Origin of the sequence: Calidithermus roseus (assembly GCF_003574095.1) — a bacterium.
Lineage (GTDB): Bacteria > Deinococcota > Deinococci > Deinococcales > Thermaceae > Calidithermus > Calidithermus roseus.
Map to the genome: position 1 here is coordinate 1 of NZ_QWLA01000073.1, position 18265 is coordinate 18265.

At 69.1% G+C, this 18265-nt stretch carries 16 protein-coding genes; 12 read left to right on the forward strand and 4 right to left on the reverse strand.

Annotated features, from left to right (window positions below; genetic code table 11):
* The 7 genes from Mrose_RS14940 to Mrose_RS14970 form a co-directional block, all read left to right on the forward strand.
* On the forward strand, positions 1-859 hold an 859-nt coding region (locus Mrose_RS14940; RefSeq protein WP_119279599.1), incomplete at its 5' end, for an FAD-dependent oxidoreductase.
* Entirely contained in the window at positions 856-1425 is a 570-nt protein-coding gene (locus Mrose_RS14945) for a transposase (protein WP_119279601.1), read from the forward strand. The genes Mrose_RS14940 and Mrose_RS14945, both read left to right, overlap by 4 nt.
* Entirely contained in the window at positions 1422-2939 is a 1518-nt protein-coding gene (locus Mrose_RS14950) for a DUF4127 family protein (RefSeq protein WP_119279603.1), read from the forward strand. Before Mrose_RS14945 ends, Mrose_RS14950 begins: the two co-directional genes overlap by 4 nt.
* A complete protein-coding gene (locus Mrose_RS14955) occupies positions 2936-3781 on the forward strand; it encodes an ROK family protein (protein WP_119279605.1) in 846 nt (281 codons plus the stop codon). The genes Mrose_RS14950 and Mrose_RS14955 overlap by 4 nt, the downstream gene beginning before the upstream one ends.
* Positions 3774-4982 (forward strand): DUF885 domain-containing protein, encoded by a 1209-nt coding sequence (locus Mrose_RS14960; protein ID WP_119279607.1) that lies wholly within the window; start codon positions 3774-3776, stop codon positions 4980-4982. The genes Mrose_RS14955 and Mrose_RS14960 overlap by 8 nt, the downstream gene beginning before the upstream one ends.
* Positions 4983-5000: 18 nt before the next feature.
* Positions 5001-6125: an N-acetylglucosamine-6-phosphate deacetylase gene (gene nagA / locus Mrose_RS14965; RefSeq protein ID WP_119279609.1), complete on the forward strand. Its 1125-nt coding sequence runs from the start codon at positions 5001-5003 to the stop codon at positions 6123-6125.
* Positions 6064-7110, forward strand: coding sequence for an SIS domain-containing protein (locus Mrose_RS14970; protein ID WP_119279610.1), 1047 nt, complete (start codon positions 6064-6066; stop codon positions 7108-7110). The genes nagA and Mrose_RS14970 overlap by 62 nt, the downstream gene beginning before the upstream one ends.
* 190 nt (positions 7111-7300) lie before the next feature.
* Here the strand turns inward: Mrose_RS14970 and Mrose_RS14975 are convergent, their stop codons facing one another.
* Both Mrose_RS14975 and Mrose_RS14980 read right to left on the reverse strand, forming a co-directional pair.
* Positions 7301-7768, reverse strand: coding sequence for an HIT family protein (locus tag Mrose_RS14975; RefSeq protein ID WP_119279612.1), 468 nt, complete (start codon positions 7766-7768; stop codon positions 7301-7303).
* A gap of 2 nt (positions 7769-7770) precedes the next feature.
* On the reverse strand, positions 7771-8946 hold the full coding sequence (locus tag Mrose_RS14980; RefSeq protein WP_119279614.1) for an alanyl-tRNA editing protein: 1176 nt from the start codon (positions 8944-8946) through the stop codon (positions 7771-7773).
* A 112-nt stretch (positions 8947-9058) separates the two neighbouring features.
* Between Mrose_RS14980 and Mrose_RS14985 the strand changes: the two genes are divergently transcribed.
* On the forward strand, positions 9059-10486 hold the full coding sequence (locus tag Mrose_RS14985; RefSeq protein ID WP_119279616.1) for a molybdopterin-dependent oxidoreductase: 1428 nt from the start codon (positions 9059-9061) through the stop codon (positions 10484-10486).
* A gap of 31 nt (positions 10487-10517) precedes the next feature.
* Here Mrose_RS14985 and Mrose_RS14990 read toward each other — a convergent pair whose 3' ends face one another.
* Positions 10518-12146 (reverse strand): Na/Pi cotransporter family protein, encoded by a 1629-nt coding sequence (locus tag Mrose_RS14990; protein ID WP_119279618.1) that lies wholly within the window; start codon positions 12144-12146, stop codon positions 10518-10520.
* 169 nt (positions 12147-12315) lie between these two features.
* Here Mrose_RS14990 and Mrose_RS14995 point away from each other — a divergent pair, with 169 nt between their 5' ends.
* From Mrose_RS14995 to Mrose_RS15005, 3 genes are read left to right on the forward strand one after another with little or no spacing between them, the layout of a single operon-like run.
* Complete coding sequence (locus Mrose_RS14995) at positions 12316-13338, forward strand: ABC transporter substrate-binding protein (RefSeq protein ID WP_119279620.1); 1023 nt, start codon at positions 12316-12318, stop codon at positions 13336-13338.
* Positions 13339-13361: 23 nt separating this feature from the next.
* Positions 13362-15497, forward strand: coding sequence for an ABC transporter permease (locus Mrose_RS15000; protein WP_119279622.1), 2136 nt, complete (start codon positions 13362-13364; stop codon positions 15495-15497).
* Complete coding sequence (locus Mrose_RS15005) at positions 15497-16525, forward strand: ABC transporter ATP-binding protein (RefSeq protein WP_119279624.1); 1029 nt, start codon at positions 15497-15499, stop codon at positions 16523-16525. The genes Mrose_RS15000 and Mrose_RS15005 overlap by 1 nt, the downstream gene beginning before the upstream one ends.
* A gap of 3 nt (positions 16526-16528) precedes the next feature.
* Here the strand turns inward: Mrose_RS15005 and Mrose_RS15010 are convergent, their stop codons facing one another.
* On the reverse strand, positions 16529-16933 hold the full coding sequence (locus Mrose_RS15010) for a hypothetical protein (RefSeq protein ID WP_119279625.1): 405 nt from the start codon (positions 16931-16933) through the stop codon (positions 16529-16531).
* Positions 16934-17080: 147 nt separating this feature from the next.
* Here Mrose_RS15010 and dnaX point away from each other — a divergent pair.
* Positions 17081-18265 (forward strand): DNA polymerase III subunit gamma/tau (dnaX, locus tag Mrose_RS15015; RefSeq protein ID WP_245969969.1); only part of this gene is annotated, 1185 nt, incomplete at its 3' end.

Sequence of the window (18265 nt, forward strand, 5' to 3'; positions counted from 1 at the left end):
GGGGGAGGCCGAGACGGGGCTGCACCAGGCCATGAGCCTGCGCTTCATGCTGGGCGGGGTGGACAGCGAGCGGCTGTGCGCTTTCCTGGCCCGCCACGGCCAGCCGCAGGAGAGCCCGCGCTTCATGCACTTCTGGATGGTGTGGGGCAGGAAGAGCGGCCTCGAGCCCCTCTTCCGACAGGGGGTCGAGGAGGGGCTCTTGCTCGAGCGCGACGGCGACTACTTCCAGGGCTTCAGCGTGCCGGGGCAGCCGGGCGTGATCTCCTTCAACTGCCCGCGCCTGGCTGCCGAACTCAACGACGGGGCCGACGCCTGGACGCTGAGCCGGGCCCAGATCGACGGCAAGGAGGCCATCGAGCGCCTGGTGCGCTTCCTGCGGCGTCATTTCGAGGGCTGCGAGCGCGCCTTCATTAGCTCTTACGCGCCCATGGTCGGGGTGCGCGAGACCCGGCGCATCGTGGGGGAGTACGTGCTGACGCTGGAGGACATCCTCTACTGCAAGACCTTCCCCGACGCCATCTGCCGCAACCACTACCCCGTGGACATCCACACCCCGCGTGGCCAGAAGCTCTACCACGAGCGCTCGGGCGACCTGCCCTACTTCAAACCCGACGCCTTCCACGAGATCCCCTACCGCAGCCTGATCCCGCTGGGGCTTTCCAACGTGCTGGTGCCGGGCCGCTGCGCCAGCGCCACCTTCGAGGCCCAGAGCGCCATCCGGGTGCAGCAGAACTGCCACTCGATGGGCGAGGCCGCGGGAGTAGCGGCGGCGTGGTGCGCGGCGCGGGACGTGGGGGTGCGCGAGATCGACGGGGTGGAGCTGCGCGAGGCCCTGCGGCGGCAGGGGGCCAACCTGTGAGGTACGACCCCGACCGGCGCCACCGGCACTCGATCCGGCTGAAGGGGTTCGATTATTCCTCGGTGGGAGCCTATTTTGTGACGGTCTGCGTCCAGGGTCGAATGGGTCTGTTTGGCGAGTTGGTTGACGGGGAGATGCATCTGAGCCCGGCGGGGGAGATGGTGCTCGAGGTGTGGAATCAGATGCCCGAGCATTACCCCGGTGTGGGGACGGACGCCTTCGTAGTGATGCCTAACCACATCCACGGCATCATTGTTTTGAAAAACGTAGCCCCCCGTGGCCGCCCTGATCCCCGTGGCCGCGCTGGGGTGGGAGGGCAGGCACAGGGGCCTGCCCCTACAGGGTTGACGCTGCCGGATGTGGTACACCGGTTCAAAACCCTCACCACCAGCCGGTACGTCCGCGGGGTCAAGGAGTTGGGATGGCCTCCCTTCGATAAACGTCTGTGGCAGCGCAACTATTACGAACGGGTCATCCGCGACGAAGACGAACTGCGAGCCATTCGCGAATACATCGTCCATAACCCTTTGGGCCAGGACGCCGACGAGGAGAACCCCTACCGATGAAGCGCGTGCTGCTGCTGCCCTGCGACACCCGCCCCCCCACCCTCGAGCTGCCCCACCAGCTCGCGCGGGTGGCGGGGGTGGAGATGCTCTCGCCCCCCCTGGAACTGCTCAACCACCTCAACCGGCCCGGCGACACCGCCAGGATCGCTGAGTGGCTGCGCGAGCACGCCCCCGCCGCCGACGCGGCCCTCGTCACCCTCGAGACCCTCACCTTAGGCGGCATGATCCCGGCCCGCCGGGTCTCGGACTCGCTCGAGGCGGCGCTGGGGCGGCTCGAGGTGCTGCGCGAGGTCAAGCGGGAAAACCCCCGGCTGCGTCTGCTGGCCTACGGCGTGATCGTGCGGGTGGCCCACGACGACGACCCACTGGAGGAGAAGCCCTACTACGGCGAGTGGGGCGCCGCGCTGCGCCGGGTTTCGGAGTGGGTGGACCGGGTGGAGCGTGGGGCCGACCCCGGCGAACTCGAGGAGGCCCACCAGGCGGTGCCCGCCGAGGTGCTGGAGGACTGGCTTTCCACCCGCGAGCGCAACCACGCCCTGCACCAGGCGGCCATCGACCTGCTGCAGGAGGGGGTGCTCGAGCACCTGTGCCTCACCCTCGACGATACCACCCCCTACGGGTTGGCCGCGCGCGACCGGCGGCGGCTCGAGGCCCGTCTGGACGCGCTCTCCCTGTGGGACCGCGCCGACGTGTACCCCGGCGCCGACGAGGTGGCGGCGGTGCTGCTGGCGCGGGCCTTGGTCAACGACTCGGGCCGCAGGCCCCGGGTCTGGGTGCGCTACCCCTCGGTCCTGGCCCCCCACAGCGTGATGCTCTACGAGGACCGCGTGCTGGGCGAGCTGGTCAAGGCGCACCTGCGGGCGGCGGGCTGTGTGGCGGCCTCTGTGCCCGAGGATGCCGACCTGATCCTGGCCGTCAACGCTCCCTCCCACCGCCAGGCCCACCGCCAGCCCGACCTCGAGGTAGTGGACACCGCCAACCGCCACCTGCCCGAGTTCGTCGAGCGCATCGCCGAGGACCTGGCCGCAGGCCGCCGGGTCGCCGTGGCCGACGTGGCCTACGCCAACGGAGCCGAGGAGCGCTTCACCCGGCTGCTGCTCGGCGCCGTGGACGTGACCCGTCTCGCCGGGTACGCCGCCTGGAACACGGCGGGGAACACGCTGGGCAGCGCCATCGCCTCGGGGGTCTGTGCCCTGCACGGGAGTGACCCCGTGGCCCTGGCCGAAGCCAACCTCTCGAGGCTCGCCGACGACTGGCTCTACCAGGGCCGCGTGCGCGGCGAGGTGCGTGAGGCGCTCTCCAACCCCAGCCCCTTCGACCTGGGCGAGCTCGAGCCCCGCGCCGAGGCCGAGATTGAAGCCCGCATGGCCCCGCTGATCCAGGAGTTGTGGGCGCGGCATTTCGCCCCCCGGCTGCCGGGGGTGCGCCTCGAGCGCAAACCGGCCTCGCTGGCCTGGCCCCGCCTGTTCACGGGGGTTTTTCCCCTTAGACTCATTCGGGAGGACGGAGCATGACCCTGGCACTCGACATCGGGGGAACCAAGCTGGCGGCGGCGCGGGTGGAGGGGGGCCGGGTGCTGGAGCGGCTCGAGGCCCCCACCCCCACCCACGACCGCGGCCCCGAGGCGGTGACGCGGGCCGTGCTGGACCTGCTGCGCCCGCTTTTGCCGGGGGCAAAGGCCCTGGGCGTGGCCGCCACCGGAGGCGTGGCCGAGGGCAAGGTCACCGCGCTCAACGCCGACACCCTGCGAGGCTGGCACGGCTACGACCTGCGAGGGGCGCTGCGGGCGGCCACCGGGCTGCCCACGGCAGTGATCAACGACGCCGACGCGGCGGCCTGGGGCGAGGCCACCCATGGAGCCGGGCGGGGCGTGGAGAACTTCATCTTCGTGACCATCTCCACGGGGGTGGGCAGCGGGCTGGTGCTGGGCGGCCATCTCTACCTCAGCCGCCACGGTCTGCACGCCGAGATGGGCTACATGCGCGCGCCGAACGGCACGCCGCTCGAGCTCGTTGCCTCCGGCGGCGCCCTGGACCGCTGGGCCAGAGAGCGCGGCTGGGAGGGGGCGCGGGAGGTGGTCCGGCGGGCCGCCGCCGACCCCGCCGCCGAGGCCAAGCTGGCCGAGAGTGCTGCCCTGATCGCCGACAAGCTGGCCGACCTCAAGGTGATGCTGGGCCTCGAGCGCGCCGTGATCGGCGGGGGACTGGGGTTGTCGGCGGGCTACATCGAGCGGGTGCGGGCCGCGCTGGGCCGCCTGGACCCGCTGTACGGGCTCGAGGTCGTCCCTGCCGCCCTGGGCGCGGACGCGGGGTTGATCGGGGCGGCTGGCTGGGCCGAGAGGAGTCTCAATGACTGAGGTGGCACGGTCCTACATCGAACTGGCGCACGGCATCGAGCAGCATTTTCCCGGCTACATCGACGCCTATTTCGGGCCTGAGGACTGGAAGCCCAGGGCGAAGCTGCCACTGGCGGAACTCTCACGGCAGGCCGAGGAGCTCTTCCGAGCGGTGGAGTGCCTCGAGCCCTCCCAGCGCCGCACCTGGCTAAAGGCACAGGTCGCGGCCATGCAGACCACGCTGGTGCTGTTGCAGGGCGAGCGCCTGCCCTACCGCGAGGAGGTGCGGCGGCTCTACGACGTCGAAGCCCTGGCCGTGCCCGAGGTCCGCTTCGAGGAAGCTATGACCAACCTCGAGGCCCTGCTGCCGGGTCAGGGAGATCTCAACGGGCGCCTCGAGGCCTTTCGTCGGCGCTTCGTGGTGCCGCCGGAGCGGGTGGGAGAGGTACTGGAGATGGTGCTCGAGCGCCTGGGCGAGCAGGTGCGCGGGCGCTACGGGCTGCCGGAGGGCGAGTCCTTCACGGTGGAGCTGGTCAAGAACCAGCCCTGGGGGGCCTACAACTGGTACCTGGGGGCTTACCGCTCGCGCATCGAGCTCAACACCGACCTACCCACCTACCTCCACGCCCTGCCCGACACCATGGCCCACGAGGGCTACCCCGGCCACCACACCGAGCACGTGCTCAAGGAACAGCGCCTCTACGGCGAAAAGGGTCACGCCGAAGCCTCGATCTTCCTCATCAACTCCCCGGAGTGCGTCATCGCCGAGGGCATCGCGGTCAGGGCTTGCGAGATGGTGCTTGGCGAGGAGGAGCAGGGGGAGTGGCTGCTCGAGCTGGCCCAGCACCTGGGCCTGGGGGTGGGCCGGCCCGAGGTCGAGGCCATGCAGGCCGTGATGCGCCAGCAGCGGGTGCTCAAGTACGTCTCGGGCAACGCGGCGCTGCTCTTCCACGAGGAGAAGCGGCCCGAGGCCGAGGTGCTGGGCTACATCGAACACTACGCCCTCGCCACCCCCGAGCGCGCCCGCAAGAGCCTCGAGTTCATCGCCAACCCCACCTGGCGCTCCTACGTCTTCACCTACACCGCCGGGGGCGACCTGCTGGACGAACTGTTTCGGACGCGAGCCAAGGCTGAGGGCTGGTTCCGCCGCCTGCTCGAGGAGCCCGCCACGCCCGGCATGGTGCGAGCCTGGACTGCCGGGAAGGAGGGCCATGAAGCCTGATAGCCTGAGGTTGCGATCATGAGCGAATTAAGAGGCATTTTAGTCACTCCCGAGGGCACCCAGCCGGGCCTGCTGCGTTTTGAGGAACGCATCGAAGCCTTCCAGGCCCTCCCAGAGGCTCCCCAGCGCTACCTGCTGCCCGGCTGTATCGACCTGCACGTGCACGGTGGGGGCGGAGCCGACTCGATGGATGGCGAGGCCGCCGTGCGGCAACTGGCTCGCTTCCACGCGCGAAACGGCACCACCGCGCTGCTGGCCACCACCGTGACCGCCCCCCTCGCCGACCTCGAGGCGGCGCTGGCGGGGATCAGGGCGGTGGTCGAGCGGCCCGAGCCGGGCGAGGCTCGGGTGCTGGGGGTGCACCTCGAGGGCCCCTTCATCAACCCCCATAAGCTCGGAGCCCAGCCGCCCTACGCCATCCCCCCCGACCTGAAGCTCATGCGCTACTGGATGAGCCTGGCGCCCATCAAGGTGGTCACGCTGGCCCCCGAACTGCCGGGCGCGCTCGAGCTCATCCGCTTCCTGAGCGAACAGGGAGTACGGGTGCAGATCGGGCACACCCTGGCCCGCTACGATCAGGCCCTCCAGGCGCTGGAGGTGGGGGTGGCCTCCTTCACCCACTGCTTCAACGCCATGACCCCCCTGCACCACCGCGAGCCCGGCGTGGCGGGGCTGGCGCTGGAGCGGGCCCGCTGGGCCGAGTTCATCACCGATGGGCTGCACGTCCATCCTGCCACGGTGCGGGCGGCCTGGAAGGCCATCCCCGAGCCTTATGTGGTCACCGATGCGGTGGCCGCCGCCGGGATGCCCGAGGGGCCTTACCACATGGGGCGGCACCGGGTGATCAAGCGCGGCAACGGGGTCTACCTCGAGGACGGCAAAACCCTGGCTGGGAGCGTGCTTACCACCCAGCGGGCCATTCGCAATCTGGTGGATTGGGGCTATAGCCTCTGCGAGGCAGTGCGGGCTACCTCCGCCATCCCCGCCGCCTACCTGGACCTCGCCGAGCGGGGTCACCTGCGGGTGGGGGCCTATGCCGATATCCTCGTACTCAACGCTAATCTGGAGGTCGAAGAAGTCTATGTCCAAGGCCAACGAATCCAAGATGTACCGCGAGGCGCTCCAGGCGCCCACCGCAGTTGAACGCCTGCTGCGCGAGAACCGGGGCGAGGCCGAGTCGCTGGCGGGCTACCTGCGGCGCAACCCACCCCCCTTTGCCCTCACCGTCGCCCGGGGCAGCTCCGACCACGCCGCGCTCTACGGCAAGTACCTCGTCGAGAGCCTGTTGGGCGTGGTGGTCTCGAGCGCCATCCCCTCGGTGACCACGGTCTACGGGGCCAGCCTCTCCCTCAACAAAGCCCTGCTGATCGCGGTGTCGCAGTCGGGCGAGAGCCCGGATTTGCTCGAGGTCACCCGCCAGGCTCGCCGCGCCGGGGCCCTCACCGTGGCCTTCGTCAACAAGGAGGCCTCCCCGCTGGCCCAGATGGCGGAGGTGGTGTTCCCGCTGTGGGCCGCAGAGGAAGAGGCGGTGGCCGCGACCAAGAGCTACCTGGCGACCCTGGCCGCCCTGACCCAGCTCGTGGCCTACTGGGCCGATGACAGGGGCCTCAAGGACGCCCTGGCCATGCTCCCCGAGGCGATGTACAAAGCCGCCGAGGCCGACTGGAGCGCGGGGCTCGAGCCCTTGGCTGAGTGCGACAACGCCCTGGTGGTGGGGCGGGGCTACGCCTTCGCCGTCGCCAACGAACTCGCGCTCAAGCTCAAGGAGACCGGCGCCCTGCACGCCGAGGCCATGTCCGGCGCGGAACTGCTGCACGGCCCGGTGGCCCTGGTGGAGCCGGGCTTTCCCTTGCTGGTGCTGGTTCCCCGCGACAGGCCCATGCCCAGTATGGTTGCCTTGCTGGAAAACCTACGCCCCAAGGGCGGCCACCTGCTGGTAGCCTCCTCCGAGAGCGAAGCCCTCGAGCTCGCCCACACCCCCCTCCCGCTGCCCACCCGTCTGCATCCCGTGCTGGACAGCATCCTGATAGCCCAGGCCTTCTACCCCTTCGCCGCCCACCTTTCCTTCGCCCGCGGCTTCAACCCCGACGCCCCGCGCAACCTCTCCAAGGTGACGCGCACGCGTTGAGGGCGGGGTCCTGCGCCCGGCCATCAGGCTCATTGCAGCCCCGTATTCCGGTGGACGTTTGCGTACAGCCATGCTGTGGCCCGGGGTTAAAAAAACACAACGGGCTTCTCGCCCGCTGACAAAAACAATCATAACACCTCATGCGAATATGTAAAGTGATATGCACAAAATGGGCCCTGGAACGGGGAACTCACCGACTAGCATTCAGGTATTCGCGTAGCTTACGGGCATAGGGCAGGCGCTCTTCGGGCGCGGTGTCCCGGCGGTAGGGGGAGAGCATGTACAGCTCGTCGTTTTCCCAGCGGGGGAAGACGTGCAGGTGGTAGTGCCAGACCTCCTGGAAGCCGGCGGGCTCGTTGTGCTGGCGGGTGGAGATGCCGTCGCAGCCGTAGGTGGCTTTCATGGCTAGGGCGATTTCCCTCGAGGCGGCGTGGACGGCGAAGCCGTACTCGAGGGGCAGGTCGTAGAGGTTTTCGTAGTGGGGGTTGGGCACGATGAGCACGTGGCCAGGGTTGTTGGGCCACCAGCTCAGCGCGATGAAGGCCGTGACCTTGTCGTTGTGGAGCACGACGTCCTCAGGCTGGCTGCGGGCGCGGCGCCCGCCGCGCACCAGCTCGCAGAAGGGGCAGAAGTAGCCGGGGGGTTCGTGGTTGTACACCGCTAAGCCTTCCCCTCCGCCACCGCCCGGCGGAAGGCGTCCAGCGCGTCGTGCACGGCTGTAGGGGGCAGGACTCCCATCACGACGTCGGTGCCGCCGCCCCGCGCGCCCAGGGGTTGCAGCACCTCTTTGAAGAAGGCAGGCAGGGGGGTGGGGTGCTCGAGGTGCTTGACCAGCACGAAGCGGGCCTTGACCTCGCCGGGGGCCACCAGCAGGGCCAGGGTGCCGGGCCACTCGGCCAGGCGCTTGCCCACGGCCTCGAGGATCACCGCGGGGACCAGCGTGGCGATCTTGTGGCCTGGGTGCTCGGCCAGCAGGTCGCGCATGTAGCGCTCGGCCAGCTCGTCGCGCAGGGCGGCGTTCTCACCCTTGAGCTTGTAAAACTCCTCGCGCAGGTTGGCGATGGGCTTTTCAACCTCGAGGCCCTGGGTGCTGAAGCGCTCCCCCAGCCGGGAGAGCACGGCGTGCTCCTGAGAGAACAGCTCCAGCGCCTCCCACCCCGCGCTGAAGTAGACCCGCGTGCCGCCCTTGTAGCGCTCAAACTTGAGCACCTTGATGGGTCCGGCCTCGCCCGTGCGCCAGAGGTGGGTTCCGCCGCAGGCCACCATGTCCCAGCCCTCGATCTCGACGATGCGGATTTGGCCTGAGACCTTGGGGGCGCGGCGCAGGGGGTACTGCTCGAGCTCGTCCTCCTCGATGAAGAAGCTGCGGGTGGGGGTGTTGGCGTAGACCGCCCAGTTGGCCAGGGCTTCGGCCTGCTGCACCACCTTCGCCTCGGGCTCGGCGGCGAAGTCCAGGGTGCAGACGGGGCTGTTCATGTTGACGGCCTGGACCTCCCAGCCCCCCGCCCGCAGGAAGGCCTGGCAGAGGACGTGCTCGGCGGTGTGGCGCTGCATGTGGCGGTAGCGGCGCGACCAGTCGATCTGGCCCCTCACCTCGCTGCCCTCGAGCAGGGGAGCCTCGAGCACGTGGACGATGTCGCCCTTGGCCTTGCCCTCCTCGAGCACCTCCAGCACCCGCACCCCGCCCAGCGTCCCGGTGTCGCAGGGCTGGCCCCCGGCGTTGGGGTAGAAGAGGGTGCGCTCCAGCACGGCGAAATGCTTCTTGCCCTCGCTCCAGGCCCGCAGCACGCGGGCGCTGAACTCACTCTCGTAGGGGTGTTCCCAGTAAAGGCGCACGAATTCAGTCTAAAGGCTTTGGTTGGAGGGCTTACCTACAGACCTCGAGCTTTGGCCGATCATAGGGTATCCGTCTGGGTTGAACGCTGCGTACGGGAAGTCAGAGGTGCTCATGAGACGCACGGATTGGATGTGGGGAATAGGGGTGGGGCTGGGGCTTGGCCTGGTGGGGTTTGGTCTACGGGGCCTGGGAGTGGCGTACCCCCTGGAGGGCCTCTTCGCCCAGATCACCCACTGGCTGGGCACCCCGGCCATGTTCAACCTGGTGCACAGCCTCTTTGGCTACGGCGAACTGGCCAAGAACCTGGCCTTCGCGGGAGCGGCCCTGGCCTGGCTGCTGGTCCATCCCTTCTTGTGGTGGGCGGCGCGGCGCCGGCTTCCGCTGGGCCTGCTGCTGACCTTGGGGGTCTACGCGGCCAGCGCCTTTGTCCTGCCCGGTGGGTGGGTCGCTGCCGGGCTCTACGCGGCGGTTTTCGCCGGGGTGATCCTGGCCGTTCGACGCGGCTCCAACCCCGTTGTGGCCTCCAGCGCTGACCCAGCCCGTCGCGAGAGCCTCAAGACGCTGGGGGTGCTGGCAGTGGGTCTGGCGCTGTGGGGAGAGGTCAGGGCCCAGGCAAGGATCGTGTGGGAGAAGATCGCGGGGCTGTGGCCCGAGCTGATCGGCCAGTCCCGGCTCTACCAGGTCTCCAAGAACCCCGCCTTCCTCGACCCCAACCTCCTGGGCAGGCCCTACCGGCTCGAGGTCAGTGGGCTGGTGAACAGGCCCTTCAGCCTGGGGCTCGAGGAGATCAAGGCCCTGCCCAGCGTGGACCTCATCCACACCATGACCTGCATCTCCAACCCCATCGGCGGCGACCTGATCGGCTGTGTCAAGTGGCGTGGGGTTCCCCTCAAGACCCTACTGGAGAGGGCTGATGTGAAGGCGGAGGCCAAATTCATCGTCTGGGAAGCGGCGGATCGCTATACCGAATCCATTGCGCTGGCCGAGGTGCCCCCCGAGGCCATGCTGGCCTACGCCGCCGAGAACCCTGAGAGTGGTGAGTTCGAGGACCTCGAGCCCAGGCACGGCTACCCCACCCGCATCCTGCTGCCAGGGCGCTACGGTATGAAGCAGCCCAAGTGGCTCAGCAAAATCACCCTCTCCGACAGGGAAGTCACTGGCTACTGGGCCCAGCGCGGCTGGAGCAAGAGCGCGGTGATCCGCACCATGAGCCGCATCGACACGCCCCGGCAAAACGCCCGGCTCAAAGCGGGCGAAGAGCTCATCGTCGCGGGCATCGCCTACACGGGCGGACGGCCCCTCGAGCGCGTCGAGGTCTCGCTCGACGGGGGCAAGACCTGGCAGAAGGCCCAGCTCAGGCCCCCCCGCGCCAGGTACGCCTGGCAGCAGTGGGCCCTGCCCTGGAGGCCCCAGAAGGGCGACTACACCCTTCAGGTGCGGGCGGTGGAGGCAGGTGAGCGCCTCCAGGACGCCACGGTGCGCGAGCCATTGCCCGATGGGGCCACGGGGTACCACACCCTCAGGGTGCGGGTGGGGTAGAAAAGGCGTTTGGCCTTTCGTCTCAAGCTGCTCAGCTAGGTGATTGTGGGGAAAGCCAGCCCTCCGCGGCGGGTCGGCGGAGGTCTTGAGAAAGAGCGGCGAGGCGGGTGATGCTCTGGTCGAGCTCGTCGAGCACGATGAGCAGATCGAGGTGGGCCAGGGTAGTGGCCCTGGACTCCACCCGGCCCCGCTCGAGGCGGCTGAGGTGGGAGCGGCGCAGCTCGAGCAAGTAGCGCTCCATGTGCTCGCGCTCGGAGATGACCTGCTCGGCGAGGTGCTCGCTGCGGGTCGCCAAGGCGGCCAGCGAGAGACGCAGCCGCCCCAGCACCCGCTCGGCGGCCTCGGCCAGCTCGGTGCGCCCCTCCTCGGAGAACTCCAGGTTCTGCGCGTACAGCTTGTCCTGCTTGCGCAGCATCCGGCGCACCTGGTCGCCCATGTGCTCGATCTCGCTGGCGGCCATGATCAGCACCAGCGGGGAGTAGCCAGGGTGGCGGGCCGAGAGGTCGCTGAGGTAGAGCACGATGGCCCTGGCCAGCTGGTCCACCTTTTCCTCGCGCCGAGCCACGTCGGCAGCGTCCCCGCTTCCCTGGGCCAGGATTCTGACCGTCTCGGAGAGCATCTGCGTGAGCTGGTCTCCGATGCGCCCGACTTCGCGCAGGGCCAGGCTCGAGGCCAACTCGCGCGAGTCGAGGGCTTCCGGCGAGAGGTACTTGGGGCTGATCTCCTGCCCCGCGTCGGGGACTGCCTGCCGCATGAGGCGCTCGAGGGGAGCCAGAAAAGGCAGCACCAGGGCCGAAGCCAGGAGGTGATAGAGGAGATGTCCCACGGCCAGCGCCCCCGATGGCCCAGAGGGCAGGCTCAGGCCCAGCACGTCGGCGATTTGCGTGCTCGAAGCCGCATAAGCCCGTACCCAGACCAAGAAGGGCAGCGAGACCAGCACCTTCCAGCCCAGGTGCGCCAGGGCGATCCGCCGGGCCAGGGGGGTGTTTTTCCAATTGGTGAGGACCAGGATCATCCCCGAACCGGCTCCCCCACCCAGAGCCAGGGCTAAGGCGGCCTCGAGGCTGAACACTCCCGACCCCGCCAGGGCCAGGGCCAAGGCCGCGGCAGCGTTGGCCGAGCCCAGACCGGCGGCCAGGGCGAAACCCAGCAGCCATAAGCCCGCCGGGGAAGCCTCCAGGCTGCGGCTCACCAGGCTGAAGAACTCGCTTCGGGTCAGGGGGAGCAGGCCCTGGACCATCAGGCTGATCCCCAAGAGCAGCATCCCCAGCCCCAGGAGGGCCTCGCCCAAGGCCTTGCTTCGCCGGTGCAGCGTGATCACGAAGCCCAGCCCGATCGCCGGCAGGGCTAGGGCACCGAGGGGGGTGGTGGCGAGGATCAGGGCCACCGTGGCCCCGGCCTTGGCGGCCAGGCCCAGCACCAGCGCTGGGGCGAAGCCGGCGATTCCCACTACGGCCAGACCGATCGCGGAAAGCCCCAGGGCCGAGCTGTTGAGGGAGATGGCCCCCACCAGGACCCCAGCCAGCCAGGCCCGCAGCGGACCCGCAGTGGCCCAGGTCAGAACCTTGCGGGCTGGGCTGCCCACCACGACGGCCAGGGCCTGGGAAAAGATAACCAGACCCCGCACCAGCAGAGCCAGACCGCCCAGGGCCTCGAGCATCAGCCCACTCTCCCGGCAGCTTCCTGGATTGGATGCAGGAAAAGCTGGAGCATGGTGGTAAACATAAACATATTACACGATCTCCGCGGGATTCCCCGTCGAGAACGCAGCCTGAGCGCCCCTTGACAATTCCCTGGCCAGGCTTAATGATTCGGCCAAGGAGGAAAATATGGCTGGTGTGGCGCGGGTCTTCCGCATGATTCTTGTTGCGGTCCTCTGTCTGTTCGGCTTTGCCTTCGCCCAACCGAGGGTGGTCAACGTTTTGTGCAGCCCCGACCTGGCCTGGTGCGAGGCCCTGGGCCCCGCCTTCAAGCAGGCCACCGGCATCGACCTGCGCTTCGTGCGCCTGAGTTCGGGGGAGGGCCTGGCCCGGCTGCGCGCGGAGGCCTCGAGGCCGCAGTTCGACGTCTGGTTTGGCGGTACCGGCGACCCCCACCTCATCGCCTTCAAGGAAGGGCTCACCGAGTTCTACAAGCCCTCCTCCTGGAACGACATCCGCGACGACCTGCGCCGGGCGGTGGGCGAGACCTACATCCCCCTCTACACCGGGGCTATTGGCTTCGTGGTCAACTCCCAGGTTCTGCAGCGGCGCAACCTGCCCGAGCCCAGGCGCTGGACCGACCTGGCCGACCCGCGTTACAAGGGCCTCATCGCCATGCCCGACCCCAACACCTCGGGTACCGGCTACACCATCCTGGCCACCCTGGTCCAGATCTACGGCGAGGAGGAGGCCTTCAAGCTGCTGGCCAAGATCCACCGCAACATCGCCCAGTACACCCGCTCGGGCTCGGCTCCGGGCCAGCTGGCCGGGCGCGGCGACGTGGCCATTGCCGTGCAGTTCGCCCACGACGGCGTGAAATTCGCGCTGGAAGGCTTTCCCCTCAAGATTTACTTCCCGCTCGAGGGCACCGGCTACGAGATCGGCGGCCTGAGCCTGATCAAGGGCGCCCCCAACCGCGAGGCGGCCATCCGCTTCATCGAGTGGGCGCTGACCCCTCAGGCGCAGGCCATCGCTGCCAAAGTTGGCTCGTTGCAGATCCAGTCCAACAAGAAGACCCCGGTGCCGCCGAACTCGCCCAAGCTGGCCTCGATCACCCTGATCAAGTACGACTTCGCCAGGTACGGCTCCACCGAAGTGCGTGACCGCATCGTGGGCCGCTGGACCAAGGAGGTCTTCCCACAGCCCAGGTAGCCCCAAAAGCTGAAGAAGAGCTCATGGCCACCCTGCGCCGCCCCCACGCTCCGCCATCCACGACCCGCGGACCCCTGCTCCTGGCCTTGCTGGCCTGGGGGGTGCTCCCCTGGCAGGCTGGTTCTGGCTGGCCGCTGGCCCTGCAGGCTGGGCCCTGGGCCTGGGCTGTGGGGCTGACGCAAGTCCTGGCCCTGGCCCTGGCCATCGCTCCGGGAGCCCGGAGGGCGCGGGCGGTGCGGGTGGCGGCGGTGACGGCCACGGCCTTCATTCTGTTGGCGGGCGGACTGGCGCTGGCCGGCTGGACGTTGGGCCCTGGCATGGTGGTGGTGGGCTTCGCCCTGGTCTTCGCCTTGGGTTACGCTCTGGCCGAGGCCGGGCGCTTCCGCGACCCGCTGCTGGGGGCGCTGATCCTGAGTTCGGCCCTCCTGATCTTCCTCTTCATCATCTACCCATTGCTGGGGATGGCGCGCGCGGTGACGCTCGAGCGCCTGCTGGGCGTGCTGCGCGATTCGCGCTTCCTGATGCTGGAAAACCCCTTCACCCCGCAGCCTGAGACCCTGCGCGCGCTGCTGGTGGCCGTGGTGGTCGCGCTGGTGGGGGCCAGGCTGGACCGGGCCCGCCGCCTGCGCGGCCTTCTGGTCGGCCTCGCGGTGGGAGTGGCCCTGGGGGTGGCCCTCTTCGGGCGGGGGGCGCTGGCCTCGAGCCTGCTGGTGGCCGGCGTGGTGGCCCCGCTCTCGACCCTGCTGGGCCTAGCCTTCGCCATCCTGCAGCAGCGCACCCGCCTGCGCTGGCTGCAGCCGCTGCTGGGCGGGCTGGCGCTGCTGCCCCTCATCACCCCCCCCTTCGTGCTGGCCTTTGCACTGATCCTGATGTTCGGGCGCAACGGCTTCGTCTCGGCTAACCTGCTGGGCCTCGACAGCAACTTCCTCTTCGGGCCGGTGGGCCTGATCACCGCGCAGGTGCTGGCCTTCGCCCCTGTGGCCTTTCTGGTGCTGCGCGGCAGCGTGCAGGGGCTCAACGCCTCGCTCGAGGAAGCTGCCTGGAGCCTGGGATCGAGCCGTTGGCGGGTCTTCCGCACCGTGACCTGGCCGCTTCTGCGCCCAGGGCTGGCCAACGCCCTGCTGCTGGCGGTGATCGAGTCGCTCTCTGACTTTGGCAACCCGCTGATCCTGGGCGGGGACCGCAACTACCTGGCCACCGAGGTCTTCATCGCCTTCACCGGACGCTACGACCCGGTCGAGGCGGCGGTGTACGGGCTGGTGTTGCTGGGGCTGGTGCTGCTGGTCTTCTGGTTGCAGTACCGCTGGCTGGGCCAGACCTCCTTCGTGACCACCACCGGCAAGCCCAGCGGGGGCCGGCCACTGTCGCTGCCGGGGGCCCTCGAGGTCGCCCTCACCGCGTTGCTGGCTGTGTGGGGGCTGCTGGTGGTGAGCCTCTATGGCTCGGTGATCGTGGGTTCCTTCGTGCAGCTATGGGGCTTCAACTACACCCCTACCCTCAAGCACTACCAGGACTTCCTCGTCCTGGGCCTGCCCGTTTTCGCCAACACCTTCAAGATCGCGCTGATCGCGGCCATCCCCACCGCCATCCTTGGCTTCGTGCTGGCCTATCTGGTCTTCCGGCAGGAGTTCGCGGGCAAGCGGCTGCTGGAGTTCTCGGCGTTGCTCTCCTTCGCCATGCCGGGTACGGTCATGGGCGTGGGGTACGTGCTGGCCTTCAACGCTGAGCCCTGGGTGCTCACCGGTACCACGGTGATCATCATCCTGGCGCTGATCTTCCGCGAGGTGCCGGTGGGCATCCGCGCCGGGGTGGCCGGCCTCGCCCAGATCGAGCCGGCCCTCGAGGAAGCCTCGGCCACCTTGGGCAGCTCCACGGGCCGCACCTTGAGCCGCGTGGTGCTGCCCCTGCTGCTGCCGGCCTTCATCGGCGGCCTGGCCTTCGCCTTCGTACGGGGGATGACCGCGGTGAGCCAGATCATCTTCCTGGTGGGTCCGGGGAACCTGCTGGCCACGGTGCTGCTGCTGGGCTGGGTGGAGCAGGGGCAGATGGGTCGCGCCGCGGCCATGAGCACGGTGATGATCCTGAGCCTGCTGGCGGTGGTGCTGCTGCTGTTCCCCCTCACCCGCCGCTTTGACGTGCGCCTTGGGGGAGGGGTGTGATGAGCGTCGCCTTGCGGCTGGAAGGACTGAGCAAGCGCTTCGGCCAGACCTTGGCCGTCGACCGACTCGAGCTCGAGGTGCCCCCAGGCACCTTCCTCACTTTGCTGGGCCCCTCGGGTTGCGGCAAGACCACCACGCTGCGCATGGTGGCGGGCCTCGAGCAGCCCAGCAGTGGCCGCATCCTGCTGGGCGGGCGCGACATCACCGAGTTGCCCGCTCACCAGCGCGGCCTGGGCATGGTCTTCCAGAGCTACGCCCTCTTCCCGCACATGTCGGTCTTCGAGAACGTGGCCTATGGGCTGCGCAACCAGCGCCTGCTGGCAGCCGAGATCCGCCGCCGGGTCGAAGCGGCCCTGGAGCGAGTGGGCCTGGGGGGCCTGGGCGACCGAGCCCCGCACACCCTCTCCGGGGGCCAGCAGCAGCGGGTGGCCGTGGCCCGCGCCCTGGTCCTCGAGCCCCCCCTGCTGCTCTTCGACGAGCCGCTGTCCAACCTCGACGCCAAGCTGCGCCGCTCGGTGCGCGCCGAGTTGCGCGCCCTGCAACAGGAGCTGGGCATCACCGCGCTCTACGTCACCCACGACCAAGAGGAGGCGTTGGCCCTCTCCGACCGCATCGCGGTGATGAACGCCGGGCGCTTGCAGCAGGTGGGCACCCCCGAGGCCATCTACCGCTACCCGGCCAACCCCTTCGTGGCCGGTTTCATCGGCATGACCACGCTGCTGCAGGGCGAGGCCCAGCCCAACGGCCAGGGTGTGCGGGTGCGCTTGGGCTCGGTCGTGCTCGAGGCCTACACCCCTGAGCCCTTCACCGGGCCAGCCGTGCTGGCCCTGCGCCCGGAGGACGTGCGCGTGGGTGAGGGCGAGCTCTCCGCCGTCGTCCGCCGGGTAGCCTACCTGGGCGAGCGCTTCGAGGTCTACCTGGAGAGCCCCTGGGGCGAGGTCCTGGCCTACGTGCCCTCCGAGGTGCGCCCGCGGGCCGGCGAGGCCGTGCCCTTCCGGGTAGCCTGGGCCACCGCCTATCCGGCCTGAAGCTCAGCGCGTGCGGCGGTAGGTGATCACGCACTGTCCAGGCGGGCAACTGGCGAGTTGCAGCACCAGGGTGTTGCGGTCGGGGAAGCGGTAGTAGTAGGTCTCGCCGTCGGGGTAGCGGATGGGGTTGCAGCCCAGTGGTCCGCAGAACTCCTTGGGGTAGACGTTGCGCTGGTCAATGTCGAGGCGCAAGACGCCCTGTTGCACCACGCGGTAGCGGCCGGGGATGTACACGTAGCCCCCCGCCTGGGTGCGCGTCTCCTGGGAGTAGTTGCCGTTGGGTTGGAAGACCATCTGTACGTAGGTCGGCCCGAAGTTGGGGTCGTTATAGCGGGCTTCCCACACCCCTACGAAGGCGTTGTTCTGGGCCAGGCCCAGTGCCAGGATGCCAAGGAAAAACGCTGTCATAACCCGTGCCATAGGCTTCCCCCGGAGTTGTTCGGCGTTGCCTTACTCTAGCCCTAACCACTCGAGCCATTCGGGCACGGTTCCAGGGAGCTTCGAGGGTGAGGCGCCTTGGCTTCGCCCCCCGAGATTGGCGGTAAGCTATTCCCCGTGAGCGCGCTTTACCGCCAGGCCCGACCCTCCACCTTCGACGAGATGGTGGGGCAGGAGCACGTCAAGGAAGTGCTCCTCAACGCGCTGCGTTCGGGACGGCTGGCCCAGGCTTACCTGTTTTCCGGCCCCCGTGGGGTGGGCAAGACCACCAGCGCCCGCCTCATCGCCCAGGCCGTCAACTGCACCGGCCCTGATCTCAAGCCCTGCGGAGTGTGTGAGGGCTGCCGCCTGGTGCGCGAGGGGCGGCACCCGGACGTGCTCGAGATCGACGCCGCCAGCAACAACTCGGTCGAGGACGTGCGCGAGCTGCGCGAGAAAATCCTGCTGGCCCCGCTTTTGGGCAGCCGCAAGGTGGTGATCCTCGACGAGGCCCACATGATGTCCAAGAGTGCCTTCAACGCCCTGCTGAAGACGCTGGAGGAGCCTCCCGAGCACGTGATCTTCATCTTCGCCACCACCGAGCCCGAGCGCATGCCCCCCACCATCCTCTCGCGCACGCAGCACTTCCGCTTCCGGCGGCTCTCCGAAGGGGAAATCGCCGAGAAGCTCGCTCGCATCGTGCACAGCCTGGGCCGCGAGGCCGAGCCCGCCGCCCTGCGGCTGGTGGCCCGTATGGCCGACGGGGCCATGCGCGACGGGGAGAGCCTGCTCGACCGGCTGCTGACGCTGGAGGGCACCCTCACCCTGCCCCAGACCGAGGCCGCCCTGGGCCTGCCCCCGCAGGAGGCCCTATTCGCCGTGGCCGAGGCGCTGGACGCCGGGCGCATTCGGGAGGCCCTCGAGCGCACCCAGGGCCTCTACACCCAGGGCTTCGCCGCCCGCACCCTGGCCCAGGGCCTGATGGAGGCCCTGCGGGCGGGGCTCTATGCCCGGCTGGGGCTGGGCACGGGGCCGCAGCTCAGCGCCTCCGAGGAGCGCCTGGTCGCGGCCATGACCGCACTCGACGAGGCCCACGAACGCCTGGCCAAGCGCTCGGACGCCCTGGCCCTCGAGCTGGCCCTGCTGGCAGCCTACCAGGCCCTGCACGCCGTTGCCGCTACCCCAGCCGGGGTTCAGTCCCCGCAGCCGGTCCATTTGAGCGGGGCTGGCTCCGCCCGCGACCGCCTTGATCAACTCGGCGAACTCGGCGGGGGTGTTCTCCTTGTAGGCGCTCTCGGCCTTGATCACCTCGCCGCTCCCGGC